Raw genomic sequence first — 16,553 nt, forward strand, 5'->3', positions numbered from 1 at the left:
GCTCAGAGGATCGTTCCGGCGGCGACGGTGCTGCCGTTCGCCGGGTCGATCACGACGAAGGACCCGGTGGTGCGGTTGCGCTCGTAGGTGTCGGTCAGCAGCGGCTGCGTCGTCCGGAAGCGCACGCGCCCGATCTCGTTGAGCTTGAGCTCCCCGACGTTCTGGTTGCGGTGCAGCGTGTTGACATCCAGCTGGTACTGGATCTCCTTGACGATCGTCCGGACCGTGCGCGTCGTGTGCTTGATGAGGTACTTCGCGCCGGGCCGCAGCGGCTGGGTCGCCATCCAGCAGATGCGGGCGTCCACGTCCTGGGTGACGTCGGGCTGGTTGTTGACCCGGCACAGCATGTCACCGCGGGAGATATCGACGTCGTCGGTCAGGCGGACCGTGACCGACATCGGTGGGAAGGCCGCCTCCACCTCGGTGTCGAACAGGTCGATGGCGGCCACGGTCGTCGTGAGACCGGAGGGCAGGGCCATGACCTCGTCACCCGGCTTCAGGACGCCGCCGGCCACCGTGCCCGCGTAGCCGCGGTAGTCGTGGAAGTCGTCGGACTGCGGCCGGATGACGTACTGGACCGGGAAGCGCACGTCCTGCAGGTCGCGGTCGGCGGCGATCTGGACGTTCTCCAGGTGGTACATCAGCGACGGGCCCTCGTACCACGGCATGTTCTCCGAGCGGGTCACCACGTTGTCGCCCTTGAGGGCCGAGATCGGGATGATCTGCAGGTCGGGGATGTCCAGCTTGGTGGAGAAGGAGACGAAGTCGTCCTGGATCCTGCGGAAGACGTCCTGCGAGTAGTCGACCAGGTCCATCTTGTTGACCGCGAGCACCACGTGCGGGACCCGCAGCAGCGACAGGATGAGGGCGTGGCGGCGGGACTGCTCGGTCAGCCCGTTGCGCGAGTCGACCAGCACGAGCCCGAGGTCGGCCGTCGAGGACCCGGTGACCATGTTGCGGGTGTACTGCACGTGGCCGGGTGTGTCGGCGATGATGAACTTGCGCCGCGGGGTCGCGAAGTAGCGGTAGGCCACGTCGATCGTGATGCCCTGCTCGCGCTCGGCGCGCAGCCCGTCGGTGAACAGGGACAGGTCGGTGTAGTCGAACCCGCGGTTCTGGGAGGTCGTCTCGACGGCCTCGAGCTGGTCCTCGAAGATCGCCTTGGAGTCCATCAGCAGCCGCCCGATCAGGGTCGACTTGCCGTCGTCGACCGAGCCGGCGGTGGCGAAACGCAGCAGATCCATCAGAAGTACCCCATCTTCTTGCGGTCTTCCATGGCCGCCTCGGAGAACCGGTCGTCACCCCGCGTCGCGCCGCGCTCGGTCAGCCGCGCCACGGAGATCTCGTCGATGATGGCGTCGAAGGTGTCGGCATCGGACTCGACGCAGCCCGTGAGGGTGAGGTCGCCGACGGTGCGGAAGCGCACCTGCCGCTCGCTGGCCTCCTCGCCCGCGCGCAGCGGGTTGTAGTCGCTCTCGGTGAGCAGCATGCCGTCGCGCTCGAAGACCCGGCGACGGTGGCTGAAGTAGATCGAGGGGATCTCGATCTGCTCCTGGCGCAGGTAGTGCCAGATGTCCAGCTCGGTCCAGTTGGAGAGCGGGAAGATCCGCATGTGCTCGCCCTCGTGCAGCTGACCGTTGTACAGGCTCCACAGCTCGGGACGCTGGTTCTTGGGGTCCCACTGGCCGAACTCGTCGCGGTGGGAGTAGACGCGCTCCTTGGCGCGGGCCTTCTCCTCGTCCCGGCGGCCGCCGCCGAAGGCCGCCGTGAAGCCGTGCTCCTCGATCGCGTGCAGCAGCGTGCCGATCTGGAGGCGGTTGCGGCTGGTCTTGCCGTCGTCGATGACCACGCCGTCGGCGATCGCCTGCTCCACGGAGGCCACGATCAGTCGCGCGCCCAGCCGCTCGACCCACCCGTCGCGGGTGGCGAGCACCTCGGGGAAGTCGTAGCCGGTGTCGACCTGGAGCACCGGGAACGGGACCCGGGCGGGGTAGAACGCCTTCTGCGCCAGGCGCAGCATCACGATCGAGTCCTTGCCGCCGGAGAACATGATGACCGGCTTCTCGAACTCGGCCGCCACCTCCCGGAAGATGTGGATGGACTCGGCCTCCAGCTCGTCGAGCTGCGTGAGGCGGTAGTCACGGTGCGCCTTCAACCCCAGATCCTCCTACGCGTGTCGGGACGCGGCGGAGCCGCGTCAGAAGCACTCACATGAGCCGTCAGACTAGCGCGGCCCGCCCCTACCCTAGGGGAGGACGGAGGAGCCGCCCGCACCGTCCACCCGTGACGGACCTCGCCGAACGCGTCCGCACGGGGCCGGTCGGTTCCCGGGGTGGTCGTTAGGCTCGGACCATGAGTGGACTGCTAGTCACCGGCGGCGCCGGGTTCATCGGGTCGAACTTCGTCCACTACGCGGTGGCCCACACCGACCACCAGATCGTGGTGCTCGACAAGCTGACGTATGCCGGGGAGCGGGCCTCCCTGTCCGGTCTCCCTGAGGAGCGGGTCAGGCTCGTCGTGGGTGACATCGCCGACGCCGAGCTGGTGGACGCCCTGGTCGCCGACGCCGGGGCGGTCGTGCACTACGCCGCGGAGTCCCACAACGACAACTCGCTCACCGACCCCTCACCGTTCGTGCAGACCAATGTCGTCGGCACCTTCACCCTGCTCGAGGCGGCCCGGCGGCACGGCACCCGCTTCCACCACATCTCGACCGACGAGGTCTACGGCGACCTGGCCCTGGACGACCCCGGCAAGTTCACTCCCGAGACGCCCTACAACCCCTCGAGCCCCTACTCCGCGACCAAGGCCGGCTCCGACCTCCTCGTGCGGGCCTGGGTGCGGTCCTTCGGCCTGGAGGCGACGATCTCCAACTGCTCCAACAACTACGGCCCGCGCCAGCACGTCGAGAAGTTCATCCCCCGTCAGATCACCAACGTCATCGACGGCGTGCGCCCCCGGCTGTACGGCGCGGGCGAGAACGTGCGGGACTGGATCCACGCGGACGACCACTCCAGCGCGGTCCTGCGCATCCTGGAGGCGGGTCGGACCGGGGAGACCTACCTCATCGGCGCCGACGGGGAGCGGAACAACCTGGAGGTGGTGCAGACGATCCTGCGGCTGATGGGTCAGGAGCCCGACGCCTTCGACCACGTGACCGACCGTCCCGGCCACGACCTGCGCTACGCGATCGATGCGACCAAGCTCCGCGAGGAGCTGGGCTGGGAGCCCGGCTACCGGGACTTCGAGGCGGGCCTGGCCGACACGATCGCGTGGTACCGCGAGAACGAGGCGTGGTGGCGGCCGCAGAAGGCGGAGGCCGAGGCGCGGTACGCGGCGGCGGGTCACTGAGCATGGCCGGTGACCTCACGGGCAAGGAGCTGTCCGTCCGCGAGACCCCGATCCCGGGGTTCCTGGTGATCGACCTGCCGGTGCACGGCGACAACCGCGGGTGGTTCAAGGAGAACTGGCAGCGCGCGAAGCTGACGGCACTGGGCCTGCCCGACTTCGGGCCGGTGCAGAACAACATCTCCTTCAACGCGGACGTCGGCGTCACCCGGGGGATCCACGCCGAGCCGTGGGACAAGTACATCTCGGTGGCGTGCGGGCGGGTCTTCGGTGCGTGGGTCGACCTGCGCGAGGGCCCGACCTTCGGCACCACCTTCCACTGCGAGATCGACCCCTCGGTGGCCGTCTTCGTGCCCCGCGGCGTCGGCAACGCCTTCCAGGCCCTGGAGGAGGACACGGCCTACACCTACCTCGTCAACGACCACTGGTCGCCCGACGCCCAGGACGCCTACACCTTCCTCAACCTGGCCGACCCGACGACCGCCGTGCCGTGGCCGGTCCCGCTCGAGCGGGCCGAGGTCAGCGACAAGGACCGGGCCCACCCGGTGCTCGAGGACGTCGTGCCGGTGCCTCCGCGCCGGACGCTCGTCCTGGGCGCCGGGGGCCAGCTCGGCCGGGCCCTGCGCGCGCAGTGGGCCGACCGGACCGACGTCGAGTTCGTGGGTCGCGACCGGGTCGACCTGGCCCGGCCGGAGACGTTGTCCGCCGTGTCCTGGTCGGCCTACGACACCATCGTGAACGCGGCGGCCCACACCGCCGTCGACGAGGCCGAGACCGCGGCCGGCCGGCGCGCGGCGTGGGCGGCCAACGCCGCGGGACCGGCCGTGCTGGCGGCGCTCGCGAGCGAGCACCGCCTGACGCTCGTCCACGTCTCCAGCGACTACGTCTTCGACGGCTCCCTGACATCGCACACCGAGGAGGAGCCGCTGAGCCCGCTGGGGGTCTACGGGCAGTCCAAGGCCGCGGGCGACCTCGCGGTGTCGGTGACGCCGCGCCACTACATCCTGCGCACGTCGTGGGTCGTCGGCGACGGCACCAACTTCATCACGACGATGGCCTCCCTCGCCGAGCGCGGGATCGACCCGAGCGTGGTCAGTGACCAGGTGGGTCGGTTGACCTTTGCCAGCGAGCTCGCCCGGGCGGTCGAGCACCTCCTCACCACCCGTGCTCCCTACGGGACCTACAACGTCTCCAGCGGCGGCACGCCCACGAGCTGGGCAGACCTTGCGCAGCGCGTGTTCGCCCACACGGGCCACGACCCGGGCCGGGTGACGCCCGTGACGACGCCGGACTACTACGCGGGCCGGGAGGGCATCGCCCCCCGGCCGCTGCAGAGCACGCTGGACCTGGCGCGGCTCGAGGCGACCGGCTTCGTCCCGAGGGACCAGGCCGAGCTGCTCGAGGAGTACCTCACCGGACGCTGAGGGGCCGCACCAGCGGCCCGCTAGGGGTGGCGGCTCGGATGCACGGGGCCGGTCGGTCAGCACGTATCCTGGACCGACCCGTCACGACGAGGCGTCGCGGGCGCGACACAGGACATGGAGAGCAGTGACCAGCACCGACGACAGCGCGCCGCGCGCCTTCCTGTTCGGCAGCTGCGTCGCCAGGGACACCCTCGAGCTGGTGGACCGGACCACCCTCGCGATCGAGGCCTACATCGCCCGGCAGTCGCTGCTGTCGGTGGGCAGCGACGCCTCCGCTCACCTGCCCCCTGACCTCGGGGTGGGCCAGGGCTTCAAGCTGCGGATGATCAAGAACGACTTCGCCGGGTCCCTGATGCGCAACCTCACCGCGTCCGCCGACTCCATCGACGTGCTGCTGTGGGACCTGGCCGACGAACGGCACGGCGTGCACCGTTTCCCGGACGGCACGTTCGTCACCCGGAGCATCGACAACATCCGGGTGCCCGCCATCGCCGAGCTCCTCGAGACGACCGAGCACCTACCCTTCGGCTCCCCGACCCACCGCACCCTGTGGACGGCGGCCGCGATCAGGTTCACCGAGTTCCTCGACCGCACCGGACTGCTCGGGCGCACCGTGGTGCTCCAGGTGCCCTGGGCGGTCCTGACCACCGAGGGCAAGCCGACGCCGTGGAGCATGGGCGTGCGCGCCCGCGACGCCAACCGGCTCTACGAGCCCTACTACGAGACGCTCCACGAGCTGGGGCACCGGGTGATCCAGGTGCCGCCGGAGATGGTGGTCGCCGACCCCGACCACCGGTGGGGCCTGGCCCCCTTCCACTACGTCGAGGACGTCTACCGCGAGGTGCTGCGCGAGCTGCGCACCTCGGGGGTGATCCGGCTCCGGCCGAGCGGTCCCGCCGTCACACCATGACGTGCTCGGAGACCAGGCCGAAGGCCTGGACCCGACCGTTGGCCAGCACCAGCTCGTCCTCCGTGCTCCACGTGTGGTCGGCGCTGGCCCCGCGCATCTGGATGAAGTTGAACCGGTCCGCGCCGTAGATCGCACCGCCCGCCGCGAGGATCGCGCGCTGGAACGTGGTGTCCTCACCGAGGGTGCGGTCCTCGAACGGGTTCTCCAGGAAGGTGCGGCGGGGCCCGACCATCGTGGGTCCGCCGACCAGGTCGGTCCAGCGGTGCTCCTTGAACGGGTACTGCAGCACCGTGGCGTTGAGGTCAGCCAGGTAGGTGAACCGGGCGTGCTTGCCGACCAGGTCGGCACCGGAGTAGCCCAGGGCGTGCACCGAGTCGGCCAGGTAGTGCTCGCCGTACAGGTCGTCGTCGTCGAGCTTGGCGAGCACGTCACCGTCGCTCGCCGCCACCAGGGCGTTGAGGTTGGCCCCCAGGGTCGTGGCGCGGTCGGCGCGCAGCACCACCAGGTCGGCGAGCCCGAGGTCCCGGGCCAGAGCCCGCAGCTCCGCCTCCGGCGGCTCGAACCCGTGCGCCAGCAGCACGAGCTGCACGTCGACACCCTGTTGCCGGGCCGCCGTCTCGACGATCCCGCGCACGAGGTGGGGACGGATCGTCGGGGCCAGGGCGCTGACCCGGGGCAGGCCGGTGCCGACCGGGTCGGTGAGCCCCACCGCACGCAGGACCTGACCGGCCCGCGCCGAGAAGGTGTGCTCGCGCCAGATCCGTCGTTGGGCGCGGTGCACCATCCGGTCGCGCAGCTCGGACGAGCCCAGCAGTGCCCGCAGGGTCAGCGCGGCCTCCTCCGCGTCGTCGACGACGGCCACCTCACCGTCGGGGAACCAGTGCTCGACGGCCGGGCTCCGCGTCGAGACGACCGGGGTGCCGCTGGCGAGGATCTCGAAGACCCGGCGGGCCATCATCGTGGGGCTGTCGACGACCGAGTTGACGTTGAGCATGACCTTGTGGAGCCGGTAGGCCGTGAGCATCCGGTCGTAGTCGAGGGAACCTCTGACGTGGGGCTCGAACTGCTCCGGGAAGCGGTACCTCGGGTCGTTCTCGAAGCGGGAGTAGATGTCGAAGGTCCGGTCCCGGCGCTCCGCGACCTGCACGGCGGCGCCGAGGAGCAGGTCCATCTGCGCCTGGCGCTCGGGGAACTTGTGCGACCAGTAGCTGCCACCGAAGGCGATGTCCCGCACCTGGTGGACGCCCTTCTGGCGCATCGGGTGGTGCAGTGCGGGCTGGGCCGCGAAGCCGAGCACCTCGACCCGGTCGTGGCCGAGCTCCTCGCGGTAGCGGTCGAGGAGGTTCGCGTCGGTGGTGAAGACCTGGTCGAAGATCCGGGCGGTGTCCAGGAAGTCCTCGAAGTGCGGCGGGTCCTCCTTGTTCCAGAACACGGTGGGGACCTGCTGGCCCCGGCAGTGCTCCACGAGGGCCCGCAGCGACTCGGACGGGGCACGGGAGCCGGTGAGCTGGTAGCGCCACGAGCCGCTGGAGCCCGCCCAGGCCGACTCGACGAGGAGCAGGTCGATCGGCTGCTCGGCCAGCTGGTCCGCCCACCCGTCCGAGGTGAGCTCCAGGACGTCGAACTCGTAGCCCCACGCGCTGGAGGAGAAGGTGTCCATGACCACGCCCACGCGCAGGTCCGGCCGGCGCGGGGCCAGGTCGGCCACGGGCCAGACCGGCACCGCGTCCGCCGAGAAGGACGCCCGGTCACCCAGGGCAGCGGTGCGCCCCACCGTGCCACCCGGCGCCCGCACGCGCCGCGAGCGCCACGAACGGACCTGCTGCAGCCCGCCCTGCCGGAAGTGCCAGAGCGCCGTCCGTGCCGTGCGCACCGTCCCTGCGACCGACCCCGGCATCAGCGCCAGAGCCCCTTGGTGTCGATGACGACCTTGTCCACGAGGGCCTCACGGTCCATCGCCGCGAACGAGGCGTGGTCGACCAGGACGAGGACGATGTCTGCCTCGGCGACCGCGGCCTGCAGCTCGCGGTGCTCCACGTTGGGCCGGTCGGCGAGCTCGGCGGGCAGGGCCTCGACGTGTGGTTCGACGACGAGCAGCCGCGCGTGCGCCATCTCGTCGGCGAGCTGACCCACGATCGCCCGGGACGGCGACTCGCGGAGGTCGTCGACGTCGGCCTTGAACGCGATGCCGAGGGCGGCGATCACCGGCTCGCGGAACCGGGCGGCCCGCGCCATGACCTTCTCGACGACGAACTGCGGCTTGGCGTCGTTGACCTCGCGGGCCGACCGGATGAGCCGGGCCTCCTCCGGGGCCGCCGCGACGATGAACCACGGGTCGACCGCGATGCAGTGCCCGCCGACGCCGGGTCCGGGACTGAGGATGTTGACCCGCGGGTGGTGGTTGGCCAGGGTGATGAGCTCCCAGACGTCGATCCCTAGCCGGTCGCAGATGATCGACAGCTCGTTGGCGAAGGCGATGTTGACGTCGCGGTAGGAGTTCTCCGCCAGCTTGGCCAGCTCGGCCGTCCGCGCATCGGTCAGCAGCAGCTGGCCCCGGCAGAAGGTGGCGTAGAGGTCGCGGGCACGCTCGGCCGCCTCGGTGGAGACGCCTCCGATGATGCGGTCGTTCTCCACGATCTCCGCCATGATCCGGCCCGGGAGGACCCGCTCCGGGCAGTGCGCGAAGTACAGGCTGTGACGCGTGCCGGCGTCGCCGGTCAGGTCCGCCCGTTCCGCCAGCACGTAGTCGGCCATCCGCTCGGTGAGCCCCGGTGGCGAGGTGGACTCGAGGATGATGAGCTCACCACCGCGCAGACGCGGAGCGATCGCCTCGGCGGCCTGCCGCACATAGCTGTCGTCCACGTCGTGGTCGTCGGCGAAGGGCGTCGGCACCGCGACGATGTAGACCTCGGCCTCGGGCATCTCGACCTGCGCCCGCAGGCGGCCCTGGGCGACCACGCCCGCGACGACCGTCTCCAGGTCCGGTTCGACAAAGGGCACCCGTCCCGCGTTGACCGCCTCGACCGTGCGCTCGCTGACGTCGACGCCGATGACGGTGGAGCCCGTCGTGGCCAGGATGGTGGCGGTCGGCAACCCGATGTAACCGAGCCCCACCACGCACACGACTGCGCCTTCGCTCATGCCTGAACCTCTCGTGAGTGCTCACCGTCACCGGTGCGTGTGGCGACAGGTCGGCACCGGCTCCCGGCCAGGCCCCTGCCTGCCGAGCATCCTAGGTGCTCGGTCTAGCCCAGCCGGAACTCGTGCCGGACCTCATAGCGGGGGGAACGACCGGGCCCCTCCCCCAGGTGGGAGCGGACCAGGGCGACGTCCTCGACGGTGAACTCGGGCGACTCGTAGGCGTCGAGGGCCTGCACCCAGCGCCCTGCGCTGACCCGGCGCGCGGACCGGGCGACCGTGATGTGCGGGGTGAACCGTTGCCCGTCGACGTCGGCGCCGGCGTGGTTGGACAGGTCCCGCAGCGCGCGGGACCAGGCCGTCAGCTCCCGACCGACCTCCTCGTCGGTGACGCCGATCCACATCACCTTCGCCCCGCCCGGGTCGGGGAAGGCACCCGCCCGGCCCCACTGCATACGGACCGGTCGTTGTCGAGCGGCCCAGCCCGCCGCGGCCTCCGCCAGCTCGTCCTCGCGCTCCTCCGGGAGGTCGGCCAGGAAGGCGAGGGTCAGGTGCAGGTGCTGGGTCCTCGTCCACCGCCAGACCCGGTCCGTGTCGGCGTCCCGCCGCGGCTCGAGGTGGGCGGCGAGGTGCTCCAGGACGTCCGGCGGTGGCAGCACGGCAAAGAACGCTCGCATCCGCCCATCGTGCCACCCGGTGGGCGGAGCCGGTCAGCCGTTGCTCACCAGCGACGACTCCGGCAGGCCGTACTCCTCCAGGACCTCGGCGACCGTCCCGTCCTCCTGGAGCGCCTCGATGTCGGCGCTGAACGCCTCGGCGAGCGCCGTGTTGCCCTTGGGGACCGGGAAGACGACCTCACCGGGGTGCTGGGAGGCCGCGACGTCCGGGGTCGGCTCCAGGTCCGTGGCGACCAGGCCGGCGTCGGGGAACTGCTCGATGCGGTAGGCCGCCTCGGCGTTGGTGAGGACGACCGCATCCACGCGCCCGCTGTTGAGGTCGTTGATCATGCCGTCGCTGGCCTGGTAGATCTTGACCGCGTCGGAGCCGAGGGAGGCCTGCAGGTCCTCGGTCCACAGGTAGCCCTGGATGACCCCGAGGGTCTTGCCCTCCAGGGACTCCAGGGTGGGCAGCTCCTCCTTGGCCACGATCTGCATGCCGTCGAGGTAGACCGTCGCGGGCAGCTTGAGGATCTCGGCACGCTCGGGCGTGCGGTAGATCCCGCCCAGGGCGGTGTCGGCGCGCTTGGTCTCCACGCTCTGGATCAGGCCGGCGGCCGCGATCGGCTGCATCGTGACCTCCAGGCACTCCAGCTCGGCGATCTTCTTGATGATCTTGCCGTCGACCCCGTTGTAGGTGCCCTCCTCCTCGATCGTGTAGGGCGGCGTGACATAGACCGACACGGTGAGCACGCCGTCGGTGACGGTCTCCAGGTCGGGGTGGGCGGGCTCGCAGTCCGCCGCCACCTCCGTGCCACCGGCGTCGCTGCCGCCGCAGGCGGTCAGGCCGGCGAGCAGGGTGAGGGCCGCGGCCGAGGCAAGGGTGCGAGAGGTCGTGCGCATGTGGTGCTCCCTAGTGAGTGCGTGGCAGCGAGGCGTTCCTGGCTGCTCTGAGGGTGTTCAGCGAACGGGCGCGGCCGAGGAACCGGGGCGCCCCGGTGAGGCCGATGACGGCCAGTGAGATCGCCGCATAGAGGGCTCCGGCCAGCGTGAGGGTCGCGGTGTACTGGAAGGTGATCGAGGCGGCGTTGTAGGCGCGGCTGAGCAGCTCCGGGGTGGAGATCGCGAAGGCCAGCGAGGTGCCCTGGAAGACGATGATGCCGTAGCCGATGAGGGGTGGGATGACGATCCGGATGGCCTGGGGCAGCACCACGAGCCGGAACTCCTTCCAGGGCGTCAGCCCCAGGGCACGGCTGGCCTCGCGCTGGCCGCGTGGCACGGCGATCAGGCCGGCCCGGATGATCTCGCTGATGTAGGCCGCGGCGGTCAGCCCCAGTCCGGCGGAGGCGGCCACGAAGCTGGTCAGGGAGACCCCGATCTGCGGGCCGCCGTAGTAGACGAGGTAGAGCATCACCAGGCCGGGCATCCCCCGCCCCACCTCCACGAGCAGGATCGTGGGCCACCTGACCCAGCTGCTCGAGCTCGCGCCCACCGCGAGGAGGGTGCCGAGCGGCACGGCGATGAGCATGGCGACCACCGTCAGGCGGATGCTCACCAGCAGCCCCGGCCAGAGCTCGGGGAAGAAGTGGGCCCAGTCGCTGAGGAGGCTCATGTCAGGTGGCCACCCTCTTGCTCAGGGCGTGGTCGGACCAGCGTGCCAGGCCGGCGACCGGCAGGCTCAGCGCGATGTAGAGCACGGCCGCGACCAGGAAGATGGTCAGGCCCTGCAGGGTGGCCTGGCTCTCCTGGAAGGCGAAGAAGGTGATGTCCTGCGCGCCGATGACCGAGGCCACCGCACTGTCCTTGAGCAGACCGATGGCGAACGTCGCCGCCGGTGGGATCGCCACCAGCAGGGCCTGGGGCAGGATCACGTGCACATACATCTTCCGGCTCGGCAGGGCGAGGGCGTTGGCGGCCTCCCACTGCCCGGAGGCGACCGACTCGATGCCCGCGCGGTAGATCTCGGCCAGGTAGGCCGCCGAGATCGCGCCCAGGCCGATGACGGCCGCCTGGAAGGTGCCGAGACGGACCGCCCCGCTCCCGACGGAGTAGAAGACGAGGAAGACCACCACGATCGGCGGGATGGAGCGCACGGTGTCGATGACGAGGGCCGCGCCCCAGCGCACCAGGACGTTGCGCGACCGGCGCAGGAGCGCCAGTGGGAACCCGAGGACGGCACCGATGAGGAAGGCGCAGGCGGTGATCGACACCGTCTGCCCGACCCCGCGGACCAGCGACTCGGCGAAGTCCAGCATCAGCGGTTCTTCACGGCCGAGAGGAACCGCTGGGTGCGCTCGTGCCGCGGGTTGTTCATGACCTCGCTGGCCGGCCCCTGCTCCACGATGCGACCGTCGGCCATGAAGACCACCCGGTCGGCGACCTCCTCGGCGAAGTGCATCTCGTGGGTCACCACGACCATCGTCATGCCCTCGTCCGCGAGGCGGCGCATCGTGTTGAGGACCTCGATGCCGAGCTCGGGGTCCAGGGCAGAGGTCGGCTCGTCGAACAGCATGAGCATGGGGTCCATGGCCAGGGCACGGGCGATGGCGATCCGCTGCTGCTGACCGCCGGAACAGCTCGCCGGGCGCATGTTGGACTTGTCGCTCAGGCCGACGTGCTCGAGCTCCTGCCGCGCCCGCTCCCGGGCCGCGCTGCGGGATCTCCCCAGGCCGTGGACCTGGGCCAGGATGACGTTCTCCAGCGCGGAGAGGTGCGGGAACAGGTTGAAGGACTGGAAGACCATCCCGACGTGGCGCCGGTGCTCGGCCAGCTGCCGTCGGTTGGCCGGGACCGCCCGCCCGCGGCGGTCGAGCACACCGACGCGCTGGCCGGCCAGCAGCACCTGGCCCTGGTTGGGCTCCTCGAGGAAGTTGATCGAGCGCAGCAGGCTGCTCTTGCCGGCACCGCTCGGGCCGATCAGCGCCACGACCTCGCCGCGGTCGACGGTCAGGTCGACGTTGTGCACGACCTGGTGGTGCTTGTAGCTCACACAGATGTCACGCAGCTCCAGCAGGGCGGTCGTCGTCACAGGCATCCCTTCCGTGTCCGGCTCGTCGGCTCGGCTCACCCGACCATCCGGAAGACCGGCTCGAACGTGGGGTCGGTGAGGGCCGGACGGTCCGCCCGGAACGCCTCGATGGGGTAGTCGGAGGCGCCGTGGAGGGTGAGCTGGGCCAGGATCTTGCCCAGGAGGCTGCCGAACTTGGCGCCGTGACCGGCGCCCATGCCGACGACCACGTGAGGCTGGCCGGGGACGTGGTCCAGGATGAAGTCGCGGTCGGCCGGCATGTCGTAGACGCAGGTCCGGCTGTAGCGCTCGGGCCCCACACCACCAGGGATGCGGGCCGCGAGGAACGAACGGAGCAGCTCGGTCTCGGCGGGGTCGGGCTCGAAGGAGCGCGTCTCCTGGGTGACGAAGCGCGCGGTCATGTCCCGGCCCAGCTTGACGGCGGCCTCGCCGTAGACCGGGAAACCGTAGAAGAGCGGGTCGCCGTGCCAGATCCACATCGGGAAACGGTCCGGGGCGAAGTCCCTGAGGTTGGGGGTGGAGAAGTAGCTGACCTGCTCCTGGCTCAGCGTGATCTTCCAGTCCAGGCCGATCCCGGGCATCAGCTCAGTCAGCCAGGACGCCGCGCACACGACGACCTTCCCGGCGCTGATGGTCTCGCCGTCGGTGTGGATCAGGACGCCGTCCGCGGTCGGCTCGATCCGGGTGACCTTCGTCCTCGGCCTGATCGTGACGCCCGCCTGGGCGGCCAGGGCGAGGTGCGCCGCGTTGGCCTTGCGGATGTCGAGGATGCCACCGTCCTCCTGGAACATGCCGATGACGTTGTCCTCGATCTGCCACTGCGGCCAGCGCGCCCGGATCTCGGCGGCGTCCAGGTCCTCCCACTGCACCCCGATGTGCTGCAGCGACCGCTTGTAGTTGTTGAGCTCCTCGAGCTGCGGCGAGTCCTCCTCCACGAGGTCCAGGCCACCGGTCCTGAGCACCAGCTGGACGCCGGTGCGCTCCTCCACCTGGTCCCACGCCTCGAACATCGCGTGGGTGAGCTCGGAGTAGGTGGGTGAGTGGTAGGAGTGCCGGATGATCCGGGAGTGGTCCTCCGAGGCACCCATCGTGTGCCCCAGCTCGAACTGCTCGAGGACGAGGACGCTCTCGGCGCCGAGCTCGGAGAGCCAGTACGCGGCGCCGGTGCCGAGGGCACCCGCGCCGATGACGACGTGGCTGTAGGTCTGAGACATGCTCCTGGCCTCCTGCTCGGTATCCCGTCGGTGAGTGTGTCCAAGCATGGGGACCCGTCGGCCAGGTTGTAAGCGACGATGATCGAAACCTCGTCGCCGGGCCTTTGGACGATCGTCGAAACGTCAGGTGCGGTCGGCGCCGAGACCCGCGACCGCCTGACCGGGCCGCCACCCGCTCAGCCGGGCCAGCTTGATCGCCGCGTGCACGGTGAGGCGGACCTGCCCGTCGCGCAGGTCCAGTCCGCTCACCTCGGTGAAGCGCTTCAGCCGGTAGTACAGGCTCGTGCGGTGCACGTTGAGGGCCCGGACGCTGGCCTGGACGTCGCCGGCGTAGTCCAGGTAGACCTCCACCGTCTCCAGGATGTCGACCGCCGCCGGACTCGACATGATCTCCACCAGCTCGTCCGGGAGCAGCTCCTCCACGGCGGCGAGGGTGTCGATGTGGACCAGCAGCCGGTAGGCCCCGAGGTCGGCCCACTGGGCGTGCGCCCCGAACTCTCCCGTCCGCCGGACCACCCGGAGCGCGGCGAGCGCCTGCTGCCGGCTGGCGTGTGCCTGGCCCAGGTCCGGCACGACGTCTCCCGCCGCCGACAGGGCCGCGTGGTCCCGACCGAGCGTCTGCAGCTCCTTGCGGCCCGACCGGCTCAGCGTCTCGATCGCCCGCACCCCGGTCCCGGCCACCGGCACGACCAACGTGCCGATCCCCTCCGCGACGAGCGCGAGGCACCGGACGTGGGACTGCGTGGCTGCCGCCCGCCGCAGGGCGCGGTAGGCGTCCCGCTCGGTCTCCTCCGCCCCGGTCGGCAGCGTGAACACCACGCACTGGACGGGGCCGTCGACACCGGTCAGGGAGGCCAGCGACCGTGCCGCGGTCTCCCGGATGCCGGGCTCGGGCAGGAACAGGTCCTCGGTGAGGGACTGCTCCCACACCAGGCGGGTGTCCTGCGGCATGCCGCCTCGCGCCATGATCCGCGAGGCCGGCCCGACCGACCTCCGCGACGTCCTCGAGCTGCTCGGCGGTCAGGCTCTCGTGCTCGTCGATGAGCCAGAGGTAGCCGAGCGTGCGGCCGCCGTCCCGCAGCGGCGCGCAGACCCGCGACATCGTGCCGCGCTCCGGGTTCGCCGGCAGCCGGAAGACGTCCTCGTCGCGGTCCTTGAGCTGCTCCAGCACCCACGCCACGACGTCGGAGTCCGCGCGCAGGTGCAGGATCGACTGCATCCGGGTCTCGTCGACGGCACCGTGGTGCGGAGTGTGCACCAGGAGCCGCATCGTCGGGTCGTCGATGGCCACGGCCCGCTTGACCCGGACGGCCAGCGCCTGCGCGAGTTCGTCCAGTTCGGCCAGCACCACGTGATTCTGACACCTGCTTCGTCGCGTGTCGCAAGCCGCGTGCCGTGACTCTCGACAGGCGTCGGTAGGAGCGCCGTGAACTGCCGACCTAGCGTGAGATCCACGCTTCCAGGAGGTCAGTCCCATGTCTCGTCCCACCGCGGACACCGTCGTCATCGGCGCCGGCGTCGTCGGCTGCTCCATCGCCTACGAGCTGGCCCGTTCCGGACACCGGGTGGTGGTCGTCGACCGCGCCGCGGGGCCGGGTCTGGGCTCGACCAGCGCGTCGTCCGCCGTCATCCGCTACAACTACTCGACGTGGACGGGTGTCGTCGCCGCCTGGGAGTCCAAGCACCGCTGGGAGTCGTGGGAGGAGCACCTGGGCGGCACCGACGACGGCTCCCTGGCGCGGTTCCGCCGCACGGGGGGCCTGTGCCTCGACTCGCCGAACCAGCGGGCCAGCACCGTGCTCGGGCTGTTCGACCAGGTCGGCGTGCCCTACGAGGTGTGGACCGCCGCGGACCTCGCGCTGCGGCTGCCCGCGCTCGACCGGGGCAAGCACTACCCACCCAAGCCCGTCGACGACGACGCCTTCTGGGTCGAGCCGAGCGAGGAGCTCGGGGGCTACTGGACCCCCGACTCCGGCTACGTCGACGACCCCTCGTTCGCGACCCACAACCTGATGGTGGCGGCACGGCGGCACGGCGCCGAGTTCCGCTTCGGTGCAACGGTCACCCAGGTCCGCCGCGCGGGGGACCGCGTCGAGGGCATCACCCTGGCGGACGGCTCGGCCGTGGACGCTCCTGTCGTCGTGAACGCCTCCGGTCCCCACTCCGGCCGGATCAACGAGCTCGCCGGGGCGCTCGACGACTTCCGCATCACCACCCGCCCGCTGCGGCAGGAGGTGCACGAGATCCCGGGCCTACCGGCGGGCAATGCACCGCTGCCGATGATCGCCGACCTCGACCTCGGCACCTACCTGCGCGCGACCCCGACGGGCAACATCCTGGTCGGCGGCACGGAGCCGGAGTGCGACCCGCTGCACTGGCTGGAGGACCCGGACGACGTGGGCCTCAACCCCACGCAGGAGGTCTACCAGGCGCAGACCTACCGCGTCGCCCGGCGCATCCCGCAGGCCACCGTGCCGAACACCCCCCGCGGCGTCGTCGGCGTCTACGACGTCAGCAGCGACTGGGTGCCGGTCTACGACCGGACGAGCGTCCGGGGCTTCTACGTCGCCATCGGCACCAGCGGCAACCAGTTCAAGAACGCCCCCGTCGTCGGCGAGTTCATGCGGGCCATCATCGAGGCCTGCGAGAACGGTCACGACCACGACGCCGACCCCGTCACGGTGCCTCTCGCGCAGACCGGGCACGTCGCGGACCTCGGCCACTACAGCCGGCTGCGGGAGCTCACTGCCACCTCCGGCAGCGTGATGGGCTGACCGCACGGCCCGGACAGATCCGCACGCCTTAGTCTGGCGACTGCAGTTTCCTGGCAGGCGC

16 protein-coding genes are annotated in these 16,553 nt (G+C 70.7%); 5 read left to right on the forward strand and 11 right to left on the reverse strand.

Features of this window, described 5'->3' with window-relative positions; all coding sequences use genetic code 11:
• Positions 1-2 precede the first annotated feature (2 nt).
• Positions 3-1,244, reverse strand: a complete 1,242-nt coding sequence (locus tag DA085_RS01555) for a sulfate adenylyltransferase subunit 1 (RefSeq protein ID WP_109471158.1) — start codon at positions 1,242-1,244, stop codon at positions 3-5.
• The gene (gene cysD, locus DA085_RS01560) at positions 1,244-2,155 is read right to left on the reverse strand and encodes a sulfate adenylyltransferase subunit CysD (RefSeq protein WP_109471159.1); all 912 of its coding nucleotides are present in this window, start codon (positions 2,153-2,155) and stop codon (positions 1,244-1,246) included. Before cysD ends, DA085_RS01555 begins: the two co-directional genes overlap by 1 nt.
• A 197-nt stretch (positions 2,156-2,352) precedes the next feature.
• Between cysD and rfbB the strand changes: the two genes are divergently transcribed.
• The 3 genes from rfbB to DA085_RS01575 all read left to right on the forward strand — a co-directional run bounded on the left by rfbB (position 2,353) and on the right by DA085_RS01575 (position 5,682).
• A complete protein-coding gene (rfbB, locus tag DA085_RS01565) occupies positions 2,353-3,351 on the forward strand; it encodes a dTDP-glucose 4,6-dehydratase (RefSeq protein WP_109471160.1) in 999 nt (332 codons plus the stop codon).
• A 2-nt stretch (positions 3,352-3,353) separates the two neighbouring features.
• Positions 3,354-4,772 (forward strand): sugar nucleotide-binding protein, encoded by a 1,419-nt coding sequence (locus tag DA085_RS01570; RefSeq protein WP_109471161.1) that lies wholly within the window; start codon positions 3,354-3,356, stop codon positions 4,770-4,772.
• 124 nt (positions 4,773-4,896) lie between these two features.
• Entirely contained in the window at positions 4,897-5,682 is a 786-nt protein-coding gene (locus DA085_RS01575) for a DUF6270 domain-containing protein (protein ID WP_109471162.1), read from the forward strand.
• Here the strand turns inward: DA085_RS01575 and DA085_RS01580 are convergent.
• The 9 genes from DA085_RS01580 to DA085_RS01620 all read right to left on the reverse strand — a co-directional run bounded on the left by DA085_RS01580 (position 5,672) and on the right by DA085_RS01620 (position 14,669).
• Entirely contained in the window at positions 5,672-7,555 is a 1,884-nt protein-coding gene (locus tag DA085_RS01580) for a glycosyltransferase family protein (RefSeq protein WP_237565245.1), read from the reverse strand. The two genes, DA085_RS01575 and DA085_RS01580, sit on opposite strands and share 11 nt — an antisense overlap.
• A gap of 23 nt (positions 7,556-7,578) precedes the next feature.
• Complete coding sequence (gene wecC / locus DA085_RS01585; RefSeq protein WP_109471164.1) at positions 7,579-8,823, reverse strand: UDP-N-acetyl-D-mannosamine dehydrogenase; 1,245 nt, start codon at positions 8,821-8,823, stop codon at positions 7,579-7,581.
• A gap of 104 nt (positions 8,824-8,927) precedes the next feature.
• Positions 8,928-9,497, reverse strand: coding sequence for an RNA 2',3'-cyclic phosphodiesterase (gene thpR / locus DA085_RS01590; protein WP_109471165.1), 570 nt, complete (start codon positions 9,495-9,497; stop codon positions 8,928-8,930).
• Between the two features lie 33 nt (positions 9,498-9,530).
• Positions 9,531-10,379 (reverse strand): substrate-binding periplasmic protein, encoded by an 849-nt coding sequence (locus tag DA085_RS01595; RefSeq protein ID WP_109471166.1) that lies wholly within the window; start codon positions 10,377-10,379, stop codon positions 9,531-9,533.
• 10 nt (positions 10,380-10,389) lie between these two features.
• A complete protein-coding gene (locus tag DA085_RS01600; RefSeq protein WP_109471167.1) occupies positions 10,390-11,088 on the reverse strand; it encodes an amino acid ABC transporter permease in 699 nt (232 codons plus the stop codon).
• A gap of 1 nt (position 11,089) precedes the next feature.
• Entirely contained in the window at positions 11,090-11,731 is a 642-nt protein-coding gene (locus DA085_RS01605) for an amino acid ABC transporter permease (RefSeq protein ID WP_109471168.1), read from the reverse strand.
• On the reverse strand, positions 11,731-12,510 hold the full coding sequence (locus DA085_RS01610; RefSeq protein WP_109471229.1) for an amino acid ABC transporter ATP-binding protein: 780 nt from the start codon (positions 12,508-12,510) through the stop codon (positions 11,731-11,733). The genes DA085_RS01605 and DA085_RS01610 overlap by 1 nt, the downstream gene beginning before the upstream one ends.
• Positions 12,511-12,539: 29 nt before the next feature.
• Positions 12,540-13,718, reverse strand: coding sequence for an N-methyl-L-tryptophan oxidase (gene solA, locus DA085_RS01615; protein ID WP_161958387.1), 1,179 nt, complete (start codon positions 13,716-13,718; stop codon positions 12,540-12,542).
• A gap of 123 nt (positions 13,719-13,841) precedes the next feature.
• A complete protein-coding gene (locus DA085_RS01620) occupies positions 13,842-14,669 on the reverse strand; it encodes a PucR family transcriptional regulator (protein ID WP_154402064.1) in 828 nt (275 codons plus the stop codon).
• A gap of 13 nt (positions 14,670-14,682) precedes the next feature.
• On the opposite strand from DA085_RS01620, the gene DA085_RS01625 reads away from it, so the two are divergent.
• Both DA085_RS01625 and DA085_RS01630 read left to right on the forward strand, forming a co-directional pair.
• Positions 14,683-15,117: a hypothetical protein gene (locus tag DA085_RS01625; RefSeq protein ID WP_109471171.1), complete on the forward strand. Its 435-nt coding sequence runs from the start codon at positions 14,683-14,685 to the stop codon at positions 15,115-15,117.
• A 76-nt stretch (positions 15,118-15,193) separates the two neighbouring features.
• On the forward strand, positions 15,194-16,492 hold the full coding sequence (locus DA085_RS01630) for an NAD(P)/FAD-dependent oxidoreductase (protein ID WP_109471172.1): 1,299 nt from the start codon (positions 15,194-15,196) through the stop codon (positions 16,490-16,492).
• Positions 16,493-16,553: the final 61 nt, after the last annotated feature.

The organism is Ornithinimicrobium cavernae (genome assembly GCF_003121625.1).
Classification (GTDB): Bacteria; Actinomycetota; Actinomycetes; order Actinomycetales; family Dermatophilaceae; genus Ornithinicoccus; species Ornithinicoccus cavernae.